This window comes from Bacillus sp. FSL M8-0071 (assembly GCF_037975455.1).
In the GTDB taxonomy this organism is placed as follows: Bacteria; Bacillota; Bacilli; order Bacillales; family Bacillaceae; genus Bacillus; species Bacillus subtilis.
Window position 1 is genome coordinate 353,776 of sequence record NZ_CP150256.1, and the last position, 18,608, is coordinate 372,383.

Here is an 18,608-nt window from a genome sequence, read left to right on the forward strand (position 1 = left end):
TTTTATGAAAAATTTAAATAGGTCTGATTCGGACGGCGCATACCTTAAAACCGGGCATTTTACAGACTGGATCTAAGGCTTCTCCGATTAAATCATTCACATTTTGAGCGTCTGCCCAATGGATGGGAACAAAAACAGTATCTTTTCTGATTTGTTCTGATAATTTGCTGCGGACGGTGATGCTTCCCCGCGGCGATTCTATCTTTACCAGTACACGGTCCTCGATATTGTAGGTCGCTGCTGTTTGCGGATGGATCTCCATAAACGATTCAAAATGTCTCGCGGCAAGGGCGGCGCTTTTTCTTGTTTGGACGCCTGTTAAGTAGTGAGACATGACTCTGCCTGTCGTTAAATAAAGCGGATAATCGGCTGTCGGCTTCTCTTTTGGAACAGGTGGTTCGTTTGGAATCACACTTAATGCCGCTTTTTGATCCGGATGAGCAAATGATTCTGTAAACAAGCGCCCAGTTCCGGGATGATCAGATTCCGGACACGGCCAATGAATGCCGCCTTCACGTCTGAGCCTGCCGTATGAGATGCCTGAATAATCGGCAATCCCGCCTCGGCTCGCTTCTCTCAATTCATTGAAAATATCCTCCGCTGACGTATAAGAAAAGTAGCGGCCCTTGCCGAGAGCGGATGCGAGATCACAAATGATCTGCCAATCATGCTTTGCTTCGCCGGGGCATGGCCGGCTTGCTTCTCTTAATGTCACGCGTCCTTCTACATTTGTCATGGTGCCTTCATCTTCTAAGTAAGAGGAGGCAGGTAAAATCACATCTGCGTATTTCGCAGTCTCAGAAATAAACAAATCGATTGCGACAAAGAATGTCAGTCTTCTTAAAGCCTTTTTCACGAGATTTGCATTTGGACTGGAAACAGCAGGGTTGGAGCACATGAGGAACAGTCCTTTGATGTCGCCGTCATTGATTTTTTCCATCATTTCATAGGCTGAGACACCTTTTCGCGGGAGTTCATCCTGATGGATTCCCCACACTTTCGCAATATGCGCCCGGTGTTCTTCGTTTTCGATAGAACGGTAGCCTGGAAGCTGATCGGCTTTTTGGCCATGCTCTCTGGCGCCTTGCCCGTTGCCTTGTCCGGTGATCGCCCCGTAGCCCGAGTAAGGTTTGCCGATTTTTCCTGTGATCAGCACCATGTTTAAGAAGCCTTTCACAGCCGCTGTTCCATCGGTTTGCTGTTCAATCCCGCGGGCTGTAAACAGCATGCCGGACGTTTCCTTGGCAAACTTTACAGCCGCTTTTCTTATATCCACCAGGGGGACACTCGTCTGTTCGGCGATGTCATTCAGGTCCAACGAGTCAGTATGCTGCTTCAGCTCTTCGAATCCATTTGTTCGTGATTGAATGAAATCCTCGTTTATAAGCTGTTCGTCGATGATGATTTTGACGAGACCGTTGGCAAGGGCGGCGTCTGTGCCGGGTTTGATTTTCAAATGAAGATCGGCGATTTTTGTTGTCGCTGTTTCACGCGGATCAATGGCAATGATGTAAGCTCCGTTTTCTTTCGCTTTTTCAAAATATGGCATAATCGTAGGCTGGCACTCCGCGATATTGGTGCCGGCCAGAATGATCACACGGGTGTGGGGAATGTCTGATAAGGGATTCGTTAAGCCTCTGTCCGCGCCGAATGTTTGGTTGGCTGCGGTTGCTGCGGCGGACATACAAAGCCTCCCGTTGTAGTCGATGTATTTTGTCTGTAAGCCCACCCGTGCGAATTTCCCTAACAAATACGCCTCTTCATTTGTAATCGAGGCGCTTCCGTATACCGCCATAGCGTCATGGCCGTGTTCTACTTGTATCATTGTCACTTGGTCTTTAATGTAATTCAGTGCTTCTTCCCAGGAAACAGGCATAAACTCGCCGTTTTTCTTCAGCAGCGGCCGGGTGATGCGGGAGGAGTTCAGGGCATGCTGGTGGGCGTTCATGCCCTTCATGCATAGCCGACCCTGTGTTGTAGGATTATCAATCCCGATCGCAGTGTACTTTTTGCGCGTGACGATGGTTTGTTCCACGAGCTGCATTTTGCACTGCATGCTGCAAAACGGGCATTGAGTGTCATATGTTTTTTCTGATTGGACGTCTTGCTGTTTATCACGGAAATATCTAAGCAGTCGTTCAGTCAAAATGCCTCATCCTTTCTTATATGCGCCCGTCTCTACAGTCGGGTTTTGAATCAGTGACAGATCTGTTTGGAGGCTTTCCAGCAGCTGTGCCCTTAGGTCTTCTTCGAATAGCACTTCTCTGATATGAACGATCCCGAGACGGTCTATCCACTGATGAACTGCTTCTAAGTAATGAGCCGTTTCCCGATAATACTGGATCAGTCCTTTGATCATGCCGGCAGTGCTGTCTTCGTTCTCAGTCACGCAAAACAGAGCTCCTGAACGGGCATGAGTTCCCCGGACGCCTCCGATGTAAATGTCCCAGCCAGCTTGTGTCCGAATTGCGCCGACATCTTGCAGGGCGGCATCGGTGCAGTCTGTTTCACATGATAAGCTGATAGAAATGGGAGCGGGTAAGGGAAGCATCTCAAGTTGTCTTTCGATTTGGGCTGCCAGCTGCTGAATTGATCGATTTTGCCCGCATGTACATGCTTTGATGCTTTGCAGCGCGTGTCGGTGTTCATTAGTGTAAACGGGCATCTTCAGGTCTTTTTTTATGTTCGGGAGATCCGCAGGCTTGATCCCGGAAAGCTTCAGCCTTTGGCCGTGAGTGATGGATACGTCGGGAATGCTGTATGCCTCAATGATGTTGGCGATGGTTCTTAGCTGCTCCGCGTTTGTCCGCCCGCCGTACATTTGCGGGATCAGGATGCATGTCTCTTCAGTGGCTGGCTCAGGCTGGACAAACCCAGGGTACAGCATTTCCAGATAGTATTGAATCGCAGGAACACAAGTACTGCATCCGTTTTTTGTTTTCCAGTCAAGCTGGTTCATCACTTCTGCCGGATTAGTGAATGGCCTGCGCTGAAGCTCAGCGATGATGTCGTCTTCTGTAAAATCAGTACAGCTGCAAAACGAAGGTGTGCCGGCGGGCTTCGTATATTCGCTGTTGGTCATGTGCCTCAAAAGGTCTTCAACGAGCGGTTTGCATCCTCCGCAGGACCCAGTGGCTTTGGTGCAGTGCTTGACTTCCTCAACAGTTGTTAAGCTATTCGTGTGCACCGCTTCTTCAATCGCGCCTTTCGTCACTGTGTTGCATTGGCAAATCGTTTCACTGGAAGGCATGGATTCAAATAAAGGGCCGCTTGTCTCCGGTTCGATGATCTGCTTTTTGACAATGGAGATGTCTCGTTGTTTAAGGAGGCTGTCGAGAAGCCGCTGCTTGTCACGGGTGTCTCCGAATAAAATAACGCCGGCCAGTTTTTCATCTACAAAAAGCGCTTTTTTATAAACTCTTGCTTGTTCGTCGTAGATTTTGATGCTCGTCGTGCGTTCATCCTCTTGGATCTTTCCTGCTGACCACACATCGATTCCAGCTATTTTTAACGCCGCTGATGGTCCTGAGCCTTGATATTCCTCACATGGAACGCCGCAAATATGACTGGCGAGCGCTTTTCCCTGCTCATAAAGCGGAGCCACCAATCCGTACACCGTTCCGTTATGCTCAGCGCATTCACCAACGGCGTAGATATTCGGTTCGCTTGTCTGCATGAAGTCATTCACGATGATCCCGCGGTTCACTTTGATTCCAGCGGATACAGCCAATTCAATATTCGGTTTGACGCCGGCCGCCATCACAATCAAGTCTGCTTTTAATGAAGAGCCATCTTTAAAATGGATTCGGTCTGCCTTCGTGGTGCCGGAAATGGAGACGGTGTCTTTCTCCAAAAGAAAGGTTAGGCCTTTTTGTTCCAGCTCTGTTTGCAGCAGCCGCGCCGCTGTTTGATCGAGCTGTTTTTGCATAATGCCGGCGGAGTGGTGAATGACGCTGACATCCATACCGAGATGCTGTAAACCTACTGCAGCTTCCAGTCCTAATAAGCCGGCTCCGATTACCGCAGCCTTTTGAAAGTGCTGGGCCATGTTCATCAGCGCTTGGCAGTCTTCTATTGTCCGAAATCCATAGACACCTTTTTTGTCTGCCCCGGGGATAGGGAGAATATGAGGGGAGGAGCCTGTTGCCACTATTAATTTGTCATACGACAGAGTGCGTTTCCGATCTGTGATGACCTGCTGCTGATCTGTATCAATCTGAATAACCGTTTCGCCTGTGTAAAGCGTGATCCCGTGCTTGTCGTACCAATCCTTGCTGTTCAGTGTAATATCATCGAGTGACGCTTCACCCTGCAATACAGAGGATAAGAGAATGCGATTGTAATTGGGATGCGGCTCGCTTCCGAAAATGACAATCTCAAACATGTGGCGATTCAGCTTTAATACTTCTTCAATACAGCGGATTCCGGCCATGCCGTTTCCCGCTAACACTAATCTTTGTTTCTTCATGTATCAGACCTCCTTTGGCGAAGCTCGTAAGTTTTCTCCTATTAAAAATTATGTCACAATGCATTGTTAACGCATTAAACGTGTCACAAAAACTTACACATGTCTTTTCCAGAAAATAATGGTCCTATATCCTTGATTCAGAAAATGTAAAATAATGAGGGTCTAGAAAGGGGAATCTTATGAAGCTGTCGGAACTGAAAACTAGCGGTCATCCACTCACTTTGCTCTGTTCCTTTTTATACTTTGATGTCAGTTTTATGATATGGGTTATGCTTGGGGCGCTGGGTGTTTATATTTCTCAGGATTTTGGCCTGTCTCCTTTTGAGAAAGGGCTTGTCGTAGCTGTGCCGATTTTATCTGGATCTGTGTTTCGTATCATTCTTGGTATTTTAACGGACAGAATCGGACCGAAAAAAACGGCAGTGATCGGGATGCTGGTGACGATGATTCCGCTGCTTTGGGGGACATTCGGCGGCCGTTCCTTGACTGAGCTGTATGCCATCGGGATTCTGCTTGGCGTGGCGGGGGCAAGCTTTGCTGTAGCGCTGCCTATGGCCAGCCGCTGGTATCCGCCTCATTTGCAGGGACTTGCGATGGGGATTGCCGGAGCGGGGAACAGCGGCACGTTGTTTGCAACCCTGTTTGGCCCTCGTCTGGCAGAGCAGTTCGGCTGGCACATTGTCATGGGAATTGCGCTAATTCCATTATTGATCGTCTTTATTCTTTTTGTATCCATGGCAAAGGATTCTCCTGCACAGCCGGCTCCGCAGCCGCTCAAAAGCTATCTGCATGTGTTCGGGCAAAAGGAAACATGGTTTTTCTGCCTGCTGTACAGCGTCACATTTGGCGGATTTGTCGGGCTCTCAAGCTTTTTATCTATTTTCTTTGTTGATCAATACCAGCTGTCAAAAATTCACGCAGGGGACTTCGTTACATTATGTGTGGCGGCGGGGAGCTTTTTCCGGCCTGTCGGGGGCTTGATTTCGGATCGTGTCGGCGGCACGAAAGTTCTTTTTGTATTGTTTGTCATCGTGGCACTGTGTATGGCCGGAGTCAGCAGCCTGCCATCTCTTTCAATGGTTATTGTTCTATTGTTTGTCGGAATGATGGGGCTCGGAATGGGAAACGGCGCAGTATTCCAGCTTGTACCGCAGCGTTTTCGCAAAGAAATTGGCATGGTGACGGGAATCGTCGGTGCGGCCGGAGGAATCGGAGGGTTTTTCCTGCCGAACATCTTAGGATCTCTCAAACAGATGACAGGCACATATGCTATCGGTTTTATCACGTTTTCCTGTATCGCGCTGCTGGCGTTTGCACTTGTGCTTGCCGCAGGCTATTACTGGCGGAAAAGCCGGAGCGCGGAAAGCAGCCCGGCGGATGTTTAGGATTTTGACGGACACGCGTTTGTGCGTGTCTTTTTTATTTTCTCTTGATTTTCAACAGTGAACCGATCAAAATAAATAGTAATTATTACGATTTGTTAGCGAGAGGAGTTTTCTGAATGAATCAACATACGCTGCTCCCGAAAAAAACGGAGCGTCTTCAATACTTTGGATCGGTCAGTCCGATCAAAGGCGAGAAACCAGTGGAAAAAGAGAAAATGAAGGACCTGCAAAATATCAGGAAGGATTATTTTTTTGACATTCAGCATGTAGGTGTCGCTAATGTGTCCCATCCAGTCACAATCACTTCTGCCATGATGCCTGCCGAGCAAACAACGGCTGCGAACTTTACAATGACTTGTAATTTGCCGAGAAATCAGAAAGGGATTAACATGAGCCGGTTAACAGAGCTGCTGCAAGTCTATCATCAAAATGGTTGGATTCTCTCATTTTCCTCTCTTCAGCAATTTACGAAAGAGCTTGCAGAAAACATGGACACATCATCTGCCACAGTTGAAGTGAGGTTTCCGTGGTTTTTCGAACGGAAAAGCCCGAAGCTTGAGAAAGCGGGTTTGATGCATGCTGATATATTCATGTCTGTCACCTATCGCAAAGATCAGCCGTTTAAACAGCGTGCCGGCATCTCAGCAAAAGTAACGACTCTGTGCCCTTGCTCCAAGGAAATCAGCGAATACAGTGCCCATAATCAGAGGGGAACGGTCAGCATTTGGGCGGATATTCACCCGGCCGCATCGCTGCCAAGTGATGTTAAAGCTGATTTGCTTCACGCCGCAGAATCAAATGCTTCTGCGAGACTGCATCCGGTATTGAAGCGGCCTGATGAAAAAGCCGTGACAGAAACGGCCTATGAAAACCCGAGATTTGTTGAGGATCTCGTCCGGCTGATTGCTGCGGATTTGTTTGAGCTTGAATGGGTGTCGGCCTTTGAGATTGAATGCCGCAATGAAGAATCGATCCATCTCCACGATGCCTGCGCGAAGCTGCGTTTTTCGAAACAGGTGGATAGAATATGAAACGCTCATTATTCATTATTGCAGTTCTTATGCGAGTCAGCCTGCTCCGATCATGCAGAAGAACACGCAAGTATCAATACAAAGAAAACGGTCGAAAACATAACGGACGTTCGAAAAACAGCAAAAACAAGCATTGATTGGACGAAGCCTTCGGGCGGAGAATACCCGGATATTAAACAGAAGCATGTCTGGATTGATGTGAATGTGAAGGAGCAGAAGGCTTACATCAAGGAAGGAAGCAACACCATCTATACAATGATGATCTCTTCTGGTCTTGATCAAACAAAAGATGATGCTACGCCAAAGGGCTCCTTTTATGTAGAGCCTGAACGGGGAGAATGGTTTTTCTCCGAAGGATACCAGGAAGGCGCAGAATACTGGGTATCATGGAAAAACCACGGCGAATTTCTATTTCATAGTGTGCCAATGACAAAGGATCAAAAAGTCATCAAAACGGAAGCAGAAAAACTAGGAACGAAAGCATCTCACGGTTGTATAAGGCTGACCATTCCAGATGCGAAATGGATATATGAAAATATCCCTGAACATACAAAAGTGGTGATCAGCTGAATTGAAAACCGTTGACAAAAAGGAAAAAAGACCATACAATTTAAATCGTAATAATTACGTTTTGTGGTAAATGGCTTATCATTGGCTGTATCTGTGAAAAGCGGAAAGGCTAAGGATCTTGCTGTCATTGATCCCCATGAAGCGTCTCTTGAAAACTGGAGACGATACACAAGCCGCATTCTGATGAGATATTTGCGCTCTCCATCGGTTCAGCATTTCAAGTAGAGCAATTGCTTTATGCAAGCTGCGGTTTTCCGAATGTCGGCAAGGGGCAGGGATTTGCGATGGGGAAAAGGATTAAACGCGGTTGGAGCCTTTACTGATTTAGAAATCGGGTGGCAGCGAGAAATGAGCGCGAAAAGCTGCTCTACACCATTGTACATACGGCGAAGTATTCGATTTAAATCGTAATCATTCTATTTTAATGGAGGCACTGTTATGAAAAAAATTCCGGTTACCGTACTGAGCGGTTATCTAGGTGCGGGAAAAACAACATTGCTGAACAGCATTTTGCAAAATCGCGAAGGCTTGAAAATAGCGGTTATCGTAAACGATATGAGCGAGGTGAACATTGACGCGGGCTTGGTTAAGCAGGAAGGGGGCCTTTCCAGAACAGATGAAAAGCTTGTGGAAATGTCAAACGGCTGCATTTGCTGCACGCTTCGCGAAGACTTATTAATTGAAGTTGAGAAGCTGGCAAAAGACGGACGGTTTGATTATATCGTCATCGAATCGACAGGAATCAGCGAACCGATCCCGGTGGCCCAGACTTTCTCTTATATCGATGAAGAGATGGGAATCGATCTTACAAAATTCTGTCAGCTGGATACGATGGTGACGGTGGTTGATGCCAACCGTTTTTGGCATGATTATCAGTCAGGCGAAAGCCTTCTGGACCGCAAAGAAGCATTGGGGGAAGAGGATGAAAGAGAAATCGCCGACCTCTTGATCGATCAAATTGAGTTTTGCGATGTACTGATCTTAAATAAATGTGATTTGGTCAGCGAGCAAGAGCTCGAACAGCTTGAAAACGTTCTTCGTAATCTGCAGCCAAGAGCCAGGTTCATTCGTTCCGTCAAAGGAAATGTAAAACCGCAGGAGATTTTGCATACAGGGTTATTTAACTTCGAGGAAGCGAGCGGATCGGCCGGCTGGATTCAAGAACTGACGGCAGGCCATGCGGAACACACCCCGGAAACAGAAGAATACGGTATCTCTTCATTTGTATATAAGAGACGTTTGCCGTTTCATTCTACACGATTTTACCGTTGGTTGGATCAAATGCCAAAGAACGTGGTACGTGCCAAAGGAATCGTCTGGTGCGCATCTCATAACAACCTTGCTTTGCTGATGTCGCAAGCAGGTCCGTCGGTTACGATTAAGCCTGTATCTTATTGGGTGGCGGCGCTGCCGAAGCTTGAGCAGGAGCAAGTCAAACAGCAGGAGCCGGAAATCCTGGAGGAGTGGGACCCGGAGTTCGGCGACCGCCTAACGCAGCTAGTTTTTATCGGAACTGACCTGGATGAAGAAACGATCACGAAAGAGCTTGATCAATGCCTGTTGACTGAGTATGAATTTGATTCCGACTGGTCGCTGTTTGAGGACCCGTTTAAATGGAAGCTGAATCAATAGAAAAAAAGCCGTCCCATGGGGAACGGCTTTTTTTAATGAAACGTTTGTTTAAACATAATGAGCGTATTTTTTCTCAAGGATATTCTGAAAGACCGCGGCAATGGAGCAGATGGCCCAATAAATGAGAGCGGTCAGAATATACATGGTCATATAATCAAACTCTCTGCCCCCGATGATTTTCGCATGCTGGAGCAATTCCGGCACTGTAATCATCGCAGCGAGAGATGACGCCTTGATTAAGTCGAGCAATACATTGGCAAGCGGAGGCAGCGCAATACGTATCGATTGCGGCAAAATGATGCCCCTCATCGTCTGCCAATAGGAAAGACCCAGCGAGGATGCGGCTTCCCACTGTCCTTTTTCGACGGATGAAATGGCTGAACGGTTAATTTCCGCAATGTAGGCGGCGCTGTTAAGGCTAAAGCCGATTAAAGCAGCCGTGACAGCGGAAAATTCAATGCCGATATAAGGAAACCCGAAATAAAGGATAAACAAAATCACCAAAATCGGAACGCCCCGCATAAATGAGATATAGAGCTTCGCCGGCCATCTTAACAAAGCAAGCTTAGACATTCTGGCGAGTGATATGAACAGGCCGATCACAGTTCCCGCAAACATGCTTACAAAAGAGATGAGCAGTGTATATCCAATGCCTTTTATGACATAAGGGAACGATTCAATAGCCAGCTTCGTGTTGAAAATATATTCCCATTGAATGCTATTGATCATGGCGTCCGATTACAAATCAACGTCCTGAACGTCGGCATCAATTTTTTTTGATACATCTGCTTTATTGAAGAATTGTTTCGACAGTTTAGTCAAAGAGCCATCCTTGCTCATCTCTTTCAATGCTTCGTTCATCTTTTTCTGAAGTGCCGCATTGCTTTTTTTCATGACGAGGGCCTGTTTGTTCGGCATGTACTTGATGTCAGGATGAATTGTAATGTTGAGATCCGGGAATGCCGCGAGCGCAAGTGTCTGCAGGTAATAGTCGTTTAAAATGACGTCAGTGCGTCCGTTGGCAACATCTTTTAAATATTGCTCATTCGTCGCATTATCATAAATCACTTCTTTGGCGCCGTATTTTCTCGCGACCTCCATGTAGACGGTTGTAGCCGCGCCAGCCGCTTTCTTCCCTTTTAAATCCTTAAGCGTTTTAATCCCGGATAAATCGTCTTTACGGACGATTGCCGTGCCGTATGAATATTTATATGGAGTAGAAAATGCGAACTTCTTCTCGCGGTCCTTCGTCACATCGATGTCATTCGCGGCTGCGTCAACCTGTCCGCTGTTCACCGCTGTCAGCATCCCGTCAATGCCCATCTCCTTGAACTCAACCTTCAGCCCCAAGCGTTTTGCCGCTTCACGAACAACTTCAACCTCGTAGCCCGTCAGCTTATCAGAGCCAGAGTCAGTATCGTGATAAGAAGTAGGATAGAGCGTACCTGATGTAGCGACTACGATTTTCCCTTTATCCTTAATCTGCTCCCAGCCTGTATCCTTGGAATCGGCTTCATTTTTGCCGGAACAGGCTGCCAATATAAGAAAGAAAGCCATTGTGAAACTGAATATAACGGCTTTGGAATGCATGAATGATTTCACCTATAGTTCCCCCAATCTGTTAATCAACTAAAAAGATAGCATTGAACATAAGGGGTTGCAATATGTTGATCGCGTTTTCAAAAAGTTCGAATTGTGTATACAAAAGGCATGGATGGGTGTTTAAAAGCGTCTATGAAGGGAAGAGGTGATGAAAAAAGGAGTTGTCCAAGGATGAATGCCAGACGTGCATGGAATAGGAGCTTGTGAAGTGAAGGTGCAGCAGATCCGTCATTCATCTATGCCAATACCGTAAGAAATGGTCAAGAAGCATGAAACCGATCTTCAGAATAAATTAAGTCTTGCTGATGCCCCTAAGGCATATGACATATTCGATAAGAAAGAAAATGGAAACATTTAAACCATAATGGGGAGTCAAATGAATATTTACAAACCAGCCGGATTTTGGATCAGACTTGGAGCTGCATTGTTAGACTACATTATAGTCTCCGTGCCGCTTTTGCTGATCTATTGGCTGATTACAGGAAAAGACCCAAACGACAGCATGTTCATCAGTTTGGTTGTTCTGCTGTATTCTATTTTGCTGCCGGTGTTTTGGCGCGGTTATCTTATCGGAAAAAGGATCTGCGGAATCAGAATCGTAAAAAAGACGGATCACAGGTTAGTCTGTTAACAATGTTTTAACAGGTTATTGTAGCCGGCCTGGTTTACTGTATAACCTTCGGACTCGGCTTGATCGCCAGCCTGATTCTGATTGCCGTACGAGAAGACAAACGGACCCTGCATGATTTAATCGCGGGAACATATGTCACTTATGCGACACTAGTGAAGAGGAACTTAATGCTGACGAAGAGATTAGAAAGAGCGAATAATGGTTCGCTCTTTTTATTTTTATGCATAAAAAATACAAGGCAGCAAAACATATGAAAAATAGGATTGGAGGAATAAACTGGATGAAACGAATAACCATCAACATCATCACAATGTTCATTGCAGCGGCTGTCATTTCTCTGACCGGTACAGCTGAGGCCGCTGAAAAACAGCAGCAGCCTCCCGCAAATGTTACACTGACAGATCAGCAAAAGAAAGAGATTGAACAACTGGAAGCAGAGATTCTTAAAAAGCGCAAAGACGTGATCTCAAAGTATGTACAATACGGTATCCTGCCTAAAGAAAGAGGAGAACACATCAAAAATCACTTGGACAAACACTTTGAAATGATGAAACAAAACGGCTTTGTTCCAAAGCACCATCCTCATCCGCATAAATTTGAAAAAAGACATTAAAATGGTAAGCATCCAATTGGAATTGGGTGCTTTTGCGTTATTTACAGGTAGGCAATATTAGCTGAGCTGTTCCGCGACTAACATCGAGTTGATATGAAACGCGTTTCATAGCCTATGATAGGTTTATCAATAATTCAGGAGTGATAAACACTATGATCCACCAGCATCCAGAATCTTTTCCGAAACATTTTTTGTGGGGCTCTGCTTCTGCAGCGTACCAGATTGAAGGCGCTTGGAATGAAGATGGCAAAGGCCCTTCTGTTTGGGATGTGTTTACGAAAATACCGGGCAAAACGTTTAAAGGAACCAATGGCGACATTGCGGTTGACCATTATCACCGATTTAAAGAAGATGTCGCTCTGATGGCTGAGATGGGGTTAAAAGCATATCGATTTTCCGTCAGCTGGCCACGGGTTTTTCCAAAAGGAAAAGGAGAGATCAATGAAGCAGGTCTAGCGTTTTACGATAGTATGATTGATGAATTGCTTTCTCATCACATCGAGCCGGTTCTGACTTTATATCACTGGGATTTGCCTCAAGCGCTTATGGACGAATACGGCGGGTTTGAATCCAGAAACATCATAGAGGATTTTAATCACTACTGTATTACTCTTTATAAACGTTTTGGAGACAGGGTGAAATATTGGGTTACGTTAAACGAACAGAACTACAATTTTAATCACGGATTTATTACAGCCATGCATCCGCCTGGAGTGAAAGACAGAAAACGATTTTACGAAGCAAACCATATTGCGTTTCTGGCTAATGCAAAAGCCATCGAATCATTTAGAGAATATGTGCCTGAAGGCAAAATAGGTCCTAGCTTTGCTTATTCTCCGGCTTACCCTTTATCAAGCCATCCAGAGGATATACTGGCATTTGAAAACGCCGAAGAATTTACGAACAATTGGTGGCTTGACATGTATTGCAGGGGAACCTACCCGCAAATTCCATTCCGCTACTTGGAAAAACAGGGATGGGCGCCGACAATTGAAGCAGGAGATATGGACCTGCTCGCCAAAGGGAAGCCTGATTTTGTAGGTGTCAATTATTATCAGACGATCACCTATGAACGAAATCCGCTTGATGGTGTGTCAGAAGGGAAAATGAATACGACAGGCCAAAAGGGAACCAATCAGGAGACGGGGATACCCGGAGTGTTCAAAACGAAAAAAAATCCGTATCTGACAACGAGCAACTGGGATTGGACAATTGACCCAATTGGGCTGCGTATCGGTCTTCGCCGAATTACAAGCCGCTATCAGCTTCCAGTGTTTATAACAGAGAACGGTTTGGGTGAATTTGATAAAGTTGAGGACGGCACTGTACAGGATGATTATCGAATTGATTATTTGCGTTCGCATCTTGAGCAATGCAGACAAGCCATCAGTGACGGTGTCGATTTAATCGGTTATTGCAGCTGGTCGTTTACTGATCTGTTAAGCTGGCTGAACGGCTACCAAAAAAGATACGGATTTGTATATGTCAATCGTGATGAAGAAAGCACATACGATTTAAAACGCTTGAAGAAAAAAAGCTTTTATTGGTATCAAGATGTCATCAAGACAAACGGAGAAAGTTTATAAAGAGTCCCTGAGAGTTATTCTCTCAGGGGTTTTTCATTACACAGAAACAGCATCAATAATATAAGTGTCGGCGTGCAAATCTGACATTTCAGCCGGCACAGTCCAGCATGTCAATTGATAGTCTCCTTTAGGCAGATCAAAGGACAGTCTTTTAGACATGATGCTTTCAATATGAATTCCGTTTTCTGTGACATGAAAAGGAACAGTCACTTTTTTTTCGTAGGAGTTTACTGTTTCTGAACTGTTCAGGCGCAAAAGAATAAAGGCCTTTGTATTTCGCTGTGCCTCAAAGGAAATGGCTCCGTTTGCCGCAGCATATCCTTTTTCAATCGCTTCGTCAGTCCAATCCATTACAGGAGGTGTAGAATCCTTTTGAAATACAGTAAATTGATGATATGAAATCGAAAGTTCTTGCGGCTTCCATGATTTGATCAATGTGCTGTTCCTCCTCTATGTACTGTTTACTGAATTGTGAATAAAACCTTTGTGCCGTCTGGGTAATCGGTAAGCTGATGCCCGACCCAAGAGCCTGCTCCGCGGTTGTCAGCGGGAGAAATGTATTCTACAGAAGCTCCCTCACCGCCTTCTTTGCACATGGCCATTGGCCATTCATCTCTGTCATACCCCTTTTTGGAAGGTACGTCCTTTAATGATTGCTCGCGGCGTTCCTCAGCTCCGTCTCTGTCAATAGTGCACACCTCTGAGTGTCCCTCATTTATCGCATCCTTAATATGCTTGGCAGTTTCGGGATACCGGTCAGATGGGAAGGCGATTGTTTCATCATATTCTTTCGTTTGAGACGTTTTTTGATCAGTTGAGAAAAAGTCTCCTTTTATCAGACCGACAGCTGCAGCTGCTATGATGACGATGACGAGAAGTATCGTTTTTATGATGTCCGTCGTGATGTTCACCTCCCGCTTTTAAAACTGACACAAGAGTAATCCAGAAAGCATTTGGTGTAAAGGTTTAAATTTTATGTTTTACGCTCAGTTTATTGCAGAAATCGTAATTTTAGCAGATCGAAATATTTGTTTTCAGCAAAATACGATTGCCAATTTACAATAATGATAGTAAGTCATCAGCCGTTTTCGGCTTGATTAATCATTTTAAATTGGCTTATGATACCGGTAAGCTCCTCAGCTAATTGAGAAAGTGTTTCAGAAGCTGCGGTAATCTCCTCCATTGCAGCAAATTGCTCCTCTGTTAATGCAGCCGCTTGCCGGGTATTTTTAGTAGATTCTTTAATGTCGGTCGTATTGGCTGCAAAGGAATCATTTATATGATGTGCACTGGCTGAAATGTTTGTTACAGATGCTGATAAATCACTAATCTCGGCGCTGATTTCACCTGTTGCAGCTGCAATTTCCTTAAATGCATCTCTGGTGCGCTGGATCATGGTGACTCCTTCTGCAGCTTCTGTTTTCACATACTCAACAGATCTTGCAGACCGGTTCATATCCTTTTGTATTTCTATGATCAGTTTTGAAATCTGCCCCGCAGACTGTTGAGACTCTTCCGCTAATTTCCGTACTTCATCAGCAACAACAGCAAAGCCTTTTCCTTGTTCACCGGCTCTGGCAGCTTCAATCGCTGCATTCAGCGCAAGCAGGTTTGTCTGATCGGCAATTTGGGTGATGACCGATAAAATTTGCTCAATTTGTTTAGAGCGGCCGTCTAACTGGTGTATGATTTCTCCGCTTTTCTGAATGGACTGGTGAATCGCATCCATTTGCGCCTGTACATTTGCAATTTCCTTTTGTCCAATGTCTGCTTTTGATTGAGCGAGCTGCCCTTTGTCAGCGATAGCGGCAGTATTTGCAGAAATATCCCGGATGTCTGCTGAAGCTTGTTTTAATGAGCTTTCACTATTTTCAATTCGGGTGATCTGATCTTGGGCTCCATTTGCAATCTGCTGTACAGCTTCTGTGATTTTTTCTGAAGCTTGATTTGTTTCCTCTGCTCCGGCTGAGAGCTGCTGAGAGGCTGACGCAAGCTGAAGGGCTGATTGTTGTACGGTTTGTATGGTATCGTTCAGCTTCATTCTCATCTTATTATAATAGACGCTTAGTTCTGATAGCTCGTCACCGGTTTTGTCTGACACCTCTATTGTCATATCTCCGTTTCCGGCACTTTCAAAGGCACTTTTTAAAGCGTTCAGCCGCTTGTTGATTTTTCTGGTGAAAACCAAGACAAGGATGACAGATACCATAATGACGATAACAAGAACGATAGCGAATTGAGTGAAAAGTGATTGTGTAAGTGATGCTAAAATACTTTGATTAGCCCCGGTATACAGCATGCCGATGATGTTCCCATTTTGATCTTTTAACGGCATGTATGCAGTCTGATAAGAAGAACCTGCTACATCTGCTTGTCCGTAAAAACGCTTTCCTTTCTTTAAAACAGCGGCAATAACTTCAGAAGAAGCCTGGGTGCCGACGGCTCTTTCGCCATTCTTCATGACATTGGTTGCAACACGAGTATCGCCTTGGAAAATGGTAATGGTATCACCTGTCTTTTCACCAAGCAGATCAACAATATCTTCATTTCCATTGATTTGTGTTTGCCCTTTATAGAGCTTATTGTTTTTCACCTGCCAGTCGCCTGACATGACATCATCAATATAAGTGCTGCTTAAAGCGAGATCACCTTTCGCTTTTTCAGTTGCCATTTGTTTCAAGCTTTCTGTAATTTCCTTAAGCATCACAGTGCCAACTGATGCCGAAAACAAAAGAATCACCACGAAAACGAGGCAAAGAATTTTAGTTCCTAGCTTCATCTTAAATCGTTTTATCAACATAATTCCTCCCTTTACGATTTGCAGGTCATATTACTTATCGGGTTTTTGGGTTTAAAGTTTTATTTTAGAAAAAATAAAACCGGCCTGATCTTCAGGCCGGTTGTGTGATGCTATTCAAGGTTTGCGTGGTGAGTGAACATAGTTTCAGAATCGAGACCTTTTTTCTCCATGAGTTTTAAAATCACTGCATCATAGAAGAGCAGCAAAGTTTGTTCAAATAATGATCCCATTGGCTGAATGGTTTTATAGTTTCCGTTTGACTGGTCTTTAGGAGAACCAGGCATTCTGATGATGAGGTCCGCTTGTTTTCCGATGCTTGATTCCGGATTGATGGTTAAAGCGGCAACAATTCCGTGTAAGCTTTTTGCTTTTGCTGCGGTATGAATCAAGCTTTTTGTCTCGCCTGATCCTGAGCCGATAATAACTAGATCTCCTTTGGCGAGCGGCGGAGTGAGAATCTCACCTACAATATGGGCGTTGAAGCCCATGTGCATCAGTCTCATCGCGAAGGATTTTGCCATCAGGCCAGACCGCCCCGCACCCGCGGTGAAAATTTGGTGGGATGAAAGAATGTGATCGGCAAGCTGGTCAGCTTCTTCATTAGAAATATAAGCTACTGAATTGTGTAACTCATTGAGAATTTCCGCTACGTATTCAGTCGTTTTCATAGGAGTTATCCTTGGACAATCAGCTGCTTCATTTTTGAAGCTGTTTCCGCCTTATCAGCTGCGCTTGTAATTCCGCCCCCAACAATGACAAGGTCAGGGTTTTGCTTGATCACTTCTGGCAGTGTATCAAGTTTGATGCCGCCCGCGATTGCGGTTTTTGCGTTTTTTACGGTATTTTTGATTGTCGTTAATTCTTCGAAAGAGTTTTTGCCCTCTGCTTGAAGATCATAGCCAGTGTGGACGCAGATGTAGTCAACGCCTAGTGCGTCAATTTCTTTCGCACGGGATTCGATATCTTTCACGTTAATCATGTCCACTAAGATTTTCTTCTTTTGTTTTTTGGCTTCTTCTACTGCGCCTTTAATCGTTGCATCGTCTGTAGCCCCTAAAACGGTGATGATGTCAGCGCCTGCTTCCGACGCTTTCATAATTTCGTAGCCTCCGGCATCCATGATTTTCAGGTCTGCAAGAACCTTCAATTGAGGAAATGCTTCTTTTATTTCTTTAACGGCTCTTAGGCCTTCATTGATGACGACCGGTGTTCCGATTTCAACTACGTCGATGTATTGTTCTACCTCTTTGACGAGCTCAATGGCTTCCGGGATGTTGACGAGGTCTAATGCAAGCTGTAATTCCATTGTTGATTCACTCCCTTTTTCGAATTATTGTTCATTCTATAGGTTCTCTTATTTGATGAGAAGTAGGCACTTTGAAGTCAACAAGTTACTTGGAGGATACTGTGAGGAGAGACAATCAGATTTCTTTCGCTTGATTTTATGAGTGAGTATAATGAAAAAAGAGTCTGCAAAAAAGTAAGTAAGTGATGATACGTATCTAACATACAAAAAGGTTACTAAGGGGGGATTCTATTGAGCCGGATGGACGACAAAAGGTTTAATTGTGAGAAGGAATTAACGCTTGCAGTGATTGGCGGTAAATGGAAAATGCTCATTTTATGGCATTTAGGAAAAGAAGGCACAAAACGGTTCAATGAATTAAAAACATTGATTCCTGATATTACGCAGAAGATCCTCGTGAATCAGCTGAGAGAGCTTGAGCAGGATATGATTGTTCACAGGGAAGTGTATCCGGTTGTCCCGCCGAAGGTTGAATATTCTCTGACCCCGCACGGAGAAAGCCTCATGCCTATTCTTGAAGCCATGTATGAGTGGGGGAAAGGCTATATGGAATTGATTGATATCGACAAAAATGTCATGAAAGAATCGTTGTAAGACGCTCTTCGCAAGGGTGTCTTTTTTTTGCCTTTTTTTCGGTTTTTGCGCGGTACACATAGTCATGTAAAGATTGGAAATTGCATTCAGCAATAAAAAAAGATTGAACGCAGCAGTTTGGTTTAAAAATTTTTATTTTTCTGTAAATAATGTTTAGTGGAAATGATTGCGGCATCCCGCAAAAATATCCCTGTAAATAAACTGGAATCTTTCGGCATCCCGCATGAAACTTTTCACCCATTTTTCGGTGATAAAAACATTTTTTTCATTTAAAGTGAACGGTAGCAAGATAAAAAATATTGAAAACAATGAATAAATAGCCAAAATTGTTTCCTATTAGGGTGAGAGTCTTGCGGTCTTTATCCGCTTGTGTTAAACCCCGCAATGCTG

At 44.8% G+C, this 18,608-nt stretch carries 16 protein-coding genes and 3 pseudogenes; 10 read left to right on the forward strand and 9 right to left on the reverse strand.

Annotated features, from left to right (window positions below):
- Positions 1–13: 13 nt before the first annotated feature.
- Together nasC and nasB are read right to left on the reverse strand one after the other, a co-directional pair.
- Positions 14–2,146, reverse strand: a complete 2,133-nt coding sequence (gene nasC / locus MKX71_RS01880; protein ID WP_327847571.1) for an assimilatory nitrate reductase catalytic subunit — start codon at positions 2,144–2,146, stop codon at positions 14–16.
- Between the two features lie 6 nt (positions 2,147–2,152).
- Positions 2,153–4,468 carry an assimilatory nitrate reductase electron transfer subunit NasB gene (gene nasB, locus MKX71_RS01885; RefSeq protein WP_339231677.1) on the reverse strand — a complete coding sequence of 772 codons (2,316 nt, stop codon included), beginning with the start codon at positions 4,466–4,468 and terminating at the stop codon, positions 2,153–2,155.
- A 179-nt stretch (positions 4,469–4,647) separates the two neighbouring features.
- Here nasB and MKX71_RS01890 point away from each other — a divergent pair, with 179 nt between their 5' ends.
- The 5 genes and pseudogenes from MKX71_RS01890 to zinU all read left to right on the forward strand — a co-directional run bounded on the left by MKX71_RS01890 (position 4,648) and on the right by zinU (position 9,086).
- The gene (locus MKX71_RS01890) at positions 4,648–5,853 is read left to right on the forward strand and encodes a nitrate/nitrite transporter (protein WP_339231678.1); all 1,206 of its coding nucleotides are present in this window, start codon (positions 4,648–4,650) and stop codon (positions 5,851–5,853) included.
- Positions 5,854–5,969: 116 nt separating this feature from the next.
- Entirely contained in the window at positions 5,970–6,884 is a 915-nt protein-coding gene (folE2, locus tag MKX71_RS01895; RefSeq protein WP_144500918.1) for a GTP cyclohydrolase FolE2, read from the forward strand.
- Positions 6,881–7,454: pseudogene (locus MKX71_RS01900) on the forward strand (L,D-transpeptidase). Before folE2 ends, MKX71_RS01900 begins: the two are co-directional and overlap by 4 nt.
- 237 nt (positions 7,455–7,691) lie before the next feature.
- Positions 7,692–7,865: a hypothetical protein gene (locus MKX71_RS01905; RefSeq protein ID WP_230488355.1), complete on the forward strand. Its 174-nt coding sequence runs from the start codon at positions 7,692–7,694 to the stop codon at positions 7,863–7,865.
- Positions 7,866–7,892: 27 nt separating this feature from the next.
- The gene (zinU, locus tag MKX71_RS01910) at positions 7,893–9,086 is read left to right on the forward strand and encodes a zinc metallochaperone ZinU (RefSeq protein WP_259266317.1); all 1,194 of its coding nucleotides are present in this window, start codon (positions 7,893–7,895) and stop codon (positions 9,084–9,086) included.
- A 48-nt stretch (positions 9,087–9,134) separates the two neighbouring features.
- Here zinU and MKX71_RS01915 read toward each other — a convergent pair whose 3' ends face one another.
- Entirely contained in the window at positions 9,135–9,815 is a 681-nt protein-coding gene (locus MKX71_RS01915) for an amino acid ABC transporter permease (protein WP_003234624.1), read from the reverse strand.
- A 9-nt stretch (positions 9,816–9,824) separates the two neighbouring features.
- Positions 9,825–10,688 (reverse strand): transporter substrate-binding domain-containing protein, encoded by an 864-nt coding sequence (locus tag MKX71_RS01920; RefSeq protein ID WP_080528904.1) that lies wholly within the window; start codon positions 10,686–10,688, stop codon positions 9,825–9,827.
- A gap of 215 nt (positions 10,689–10,903) precedes the next feature.
- On the opposite strand from MKX71_RS01920, the pseudogene MKX71_RS01925 reads away from it, so the two are divergent.
- The 4 genes and pseudogenes from MKX71_RS01925 to bglC all read left to right on the forward strand — a co-directional run.
- Positions 10,904–11,046 (forward strand): annotated as a pseudogene (locus MKX71_RS01925) (hypothetical protein); the annotation flags it as partial.
- Between the two features lie 18 nt (positions 11,047–11,064).
- Positions 11,065–11,518 (forward strand): annotated as a pseudogene (locus MKX71_RS01930) (RDD family protein).
- 81 nt (positions 11,519–11,599) lie between these two features.
- Positions 11,600–11,932: a YckD family protein gene (locus MKX71_RS01935; RefSeq protein WP_015252849.1), complete on the forward strand. Its 333-nt coding sequence runs from the start codon at positions 11,600–11,602 to the stop codon at positions 11,930–11,932.
- Between the two features lie 152 nt (positions 11,933–12,084).
- Complete coding sequence (bglC, locus tag MKX71_RS01940) at positions 12,085–13,518, forward strand: family 1 glycosylhydrolase (RefSeq protein WP_213380010.1); 1,434 nt, start codon at positions 12,085–12,087, stop codon at positions 13,516–13,518.
- 36 nt (positions 13,519–13,554) lie between these two features.
- On the opposite strand, the gene nin is transcribed toward bglC, so the two are convergent.
- The 5 genes from nin to hxlA all read right to left on the reverse strand — a co-directional run bounded on the left by nin (position 13,555) and on the right by hxlA (position 17,624).
- On the reverse strand, positions 13,555–13,953 hold the full coding sequence (nin, locus tag MKX71_RS01945) for a DNA-entry nuclease inhibitor (protein ID WP_032722902.1): 399 nt from the start codon (positions 13,951–13,953) through the stop codon (positions 13,555–13,557).
- A gap of 26 nt (positions 13,954–13,979) precedes the next feature.
- Positions 13,980–14,429, reverse strand: coding sequence for a DNA-entry nuclease (gene nucA / locus MKX71_RS01950; RefSeq protein WP_003234608.1), 450 nt, complete (start codon positions 14,427–14,429; stop codon positions 13,980–13,982).
- 167 nt (positions 14,430–14,596) lie between these two features.
- Entirely contained in the window at positions 14,597–16,318 is a 1,722-nt protein-coding gene (gene tlpC / locus MKX71_RS01955; RefSeq protein WP_213420221.1) for a methyl-accepting chemotaxis protein, read from the reverse strand.
- Positions 16,319–16,428: 110 nt separating this feature from the next.
- The gene (gene hxlB / locus MKX71_RS01960; protein WP_339231679.1) at positions 16,429–16,986 is read right to left on the reverse strand and encodes a 6-phospho-3-hexuloisomerase; all 558 of its coding nucleotides are present in this window, start codon (positions 16,984–16,986) and stop codon (positions 16,429–16,431) included.
- 5 nt (positions 16,987–16,991) lie between these two features.
- Complete coding sequence (hxlA, locus tag MKX71_RS01965) at positions 16,992–17,624, reverse strand: 3-hexulose-6-phosphate synthase (RefSeq protein ID WP_003234604.1); 633 nt, start codon at positions 17,622–17,624, stop codon at positions 16,992–16,994.
- Positions 17,625–17,855: 231 nt separating this feature from the next.
- On the opposite strand from hxlA, the gene hxlR reads away from it, so the two are divergent.
- Positions 17,856–18,218 carry a transcriptional activator HxlR gene (gene hxlR, locus MKX71_RS01970; protein WP_003246265.1) on the forward strand — a complete coding sequence of 121 codons (363 nt, stop codon included), beginning with the start codon at positions 17,856–17,858 and terminating at the stop codon, positions 18,216–18,218.
- The last annotated feature ends 390 nt before the right edge of the window (positions 18,219–18,608 follow it).

Excerpts from the sequence above, each read along its gene's own strand:
- nasB (WP_339231677.1), bottom strand. The coding sequence starts at position 4,468 with ATGAAGAAACAAAGATTAGTGTTAGCGGGAAACGGCATGGCCGGAATC.
- MKX71_RS01890 (WP_339231678.1), top strand. The coding sequence starts at position 4,648 with ATGAAGCTGTCGGAACTGAAAACTAGCGGTCATCCACTCACTTTGCTC.
- folE2 (WP_144500918.1), top strand. The coding sequence starts at position 5,970 with ATGAATCAACATACGCTGCTCCCGAAAAAAACGGAGCGTCTTCAATAC.
- MKX71_RS01905 (WP_230488355.1), top strand. The coding sequence starts at position 7,692 with ATGCAAGCTGCGGTTTTCCGAATGTCGGCAAGGGGCAGGGATTTGCGA.
- zinU (WP_259266317.1), top strand. The coding sequence starts at position 7,893 with ATGAAAAAAATTCCGGTTACCGTACTGAGCGGTTATCTAGGTGCGGGA.
- MKX71_RS01915 (WP_003234624.1), bottom strand. The coding sequence starts at position 9,815 with ATGATCAATAGCATTCAATGGGAATATATTTTCAACACGAAGCTGGCT.
- MKX71_RS01935 (WP_015252849.1), top strand. The coding sequence starts at position 11,600 with ATGAAACGAATAACCATCAACATCATCACAATGTTCATTGCAGCGGCT.
- bglC (WP_213380010.1), top strand. The coding sequence starts at position 12,085 with ATGATCCACCAGCATCCAGAATCTTTTCCGAAACATTTTTTGTGGGGC.
- tlpC (WP_213420221.1), bottom strand. The coding sequence starts at position 16,318 with ATGTTGATAAAACGATTTAAGATGAAGCTAGGAACTAAAATTCTTTGC.
- hxlB (WP_339231679.1), bottom strand. The coding sequence starts at position 16,986 with ATGAAAACGACTGAATACGTAGCGGAAATTCTCAATGAGTTACACAAT.
- hxlA (WP_003234604.1), bottom strand. The coding sequence starts at position 17,624 with ATGGAATTACAGCTTGCATTAGACCTCGTCAACATCCCGGAAGCCATT.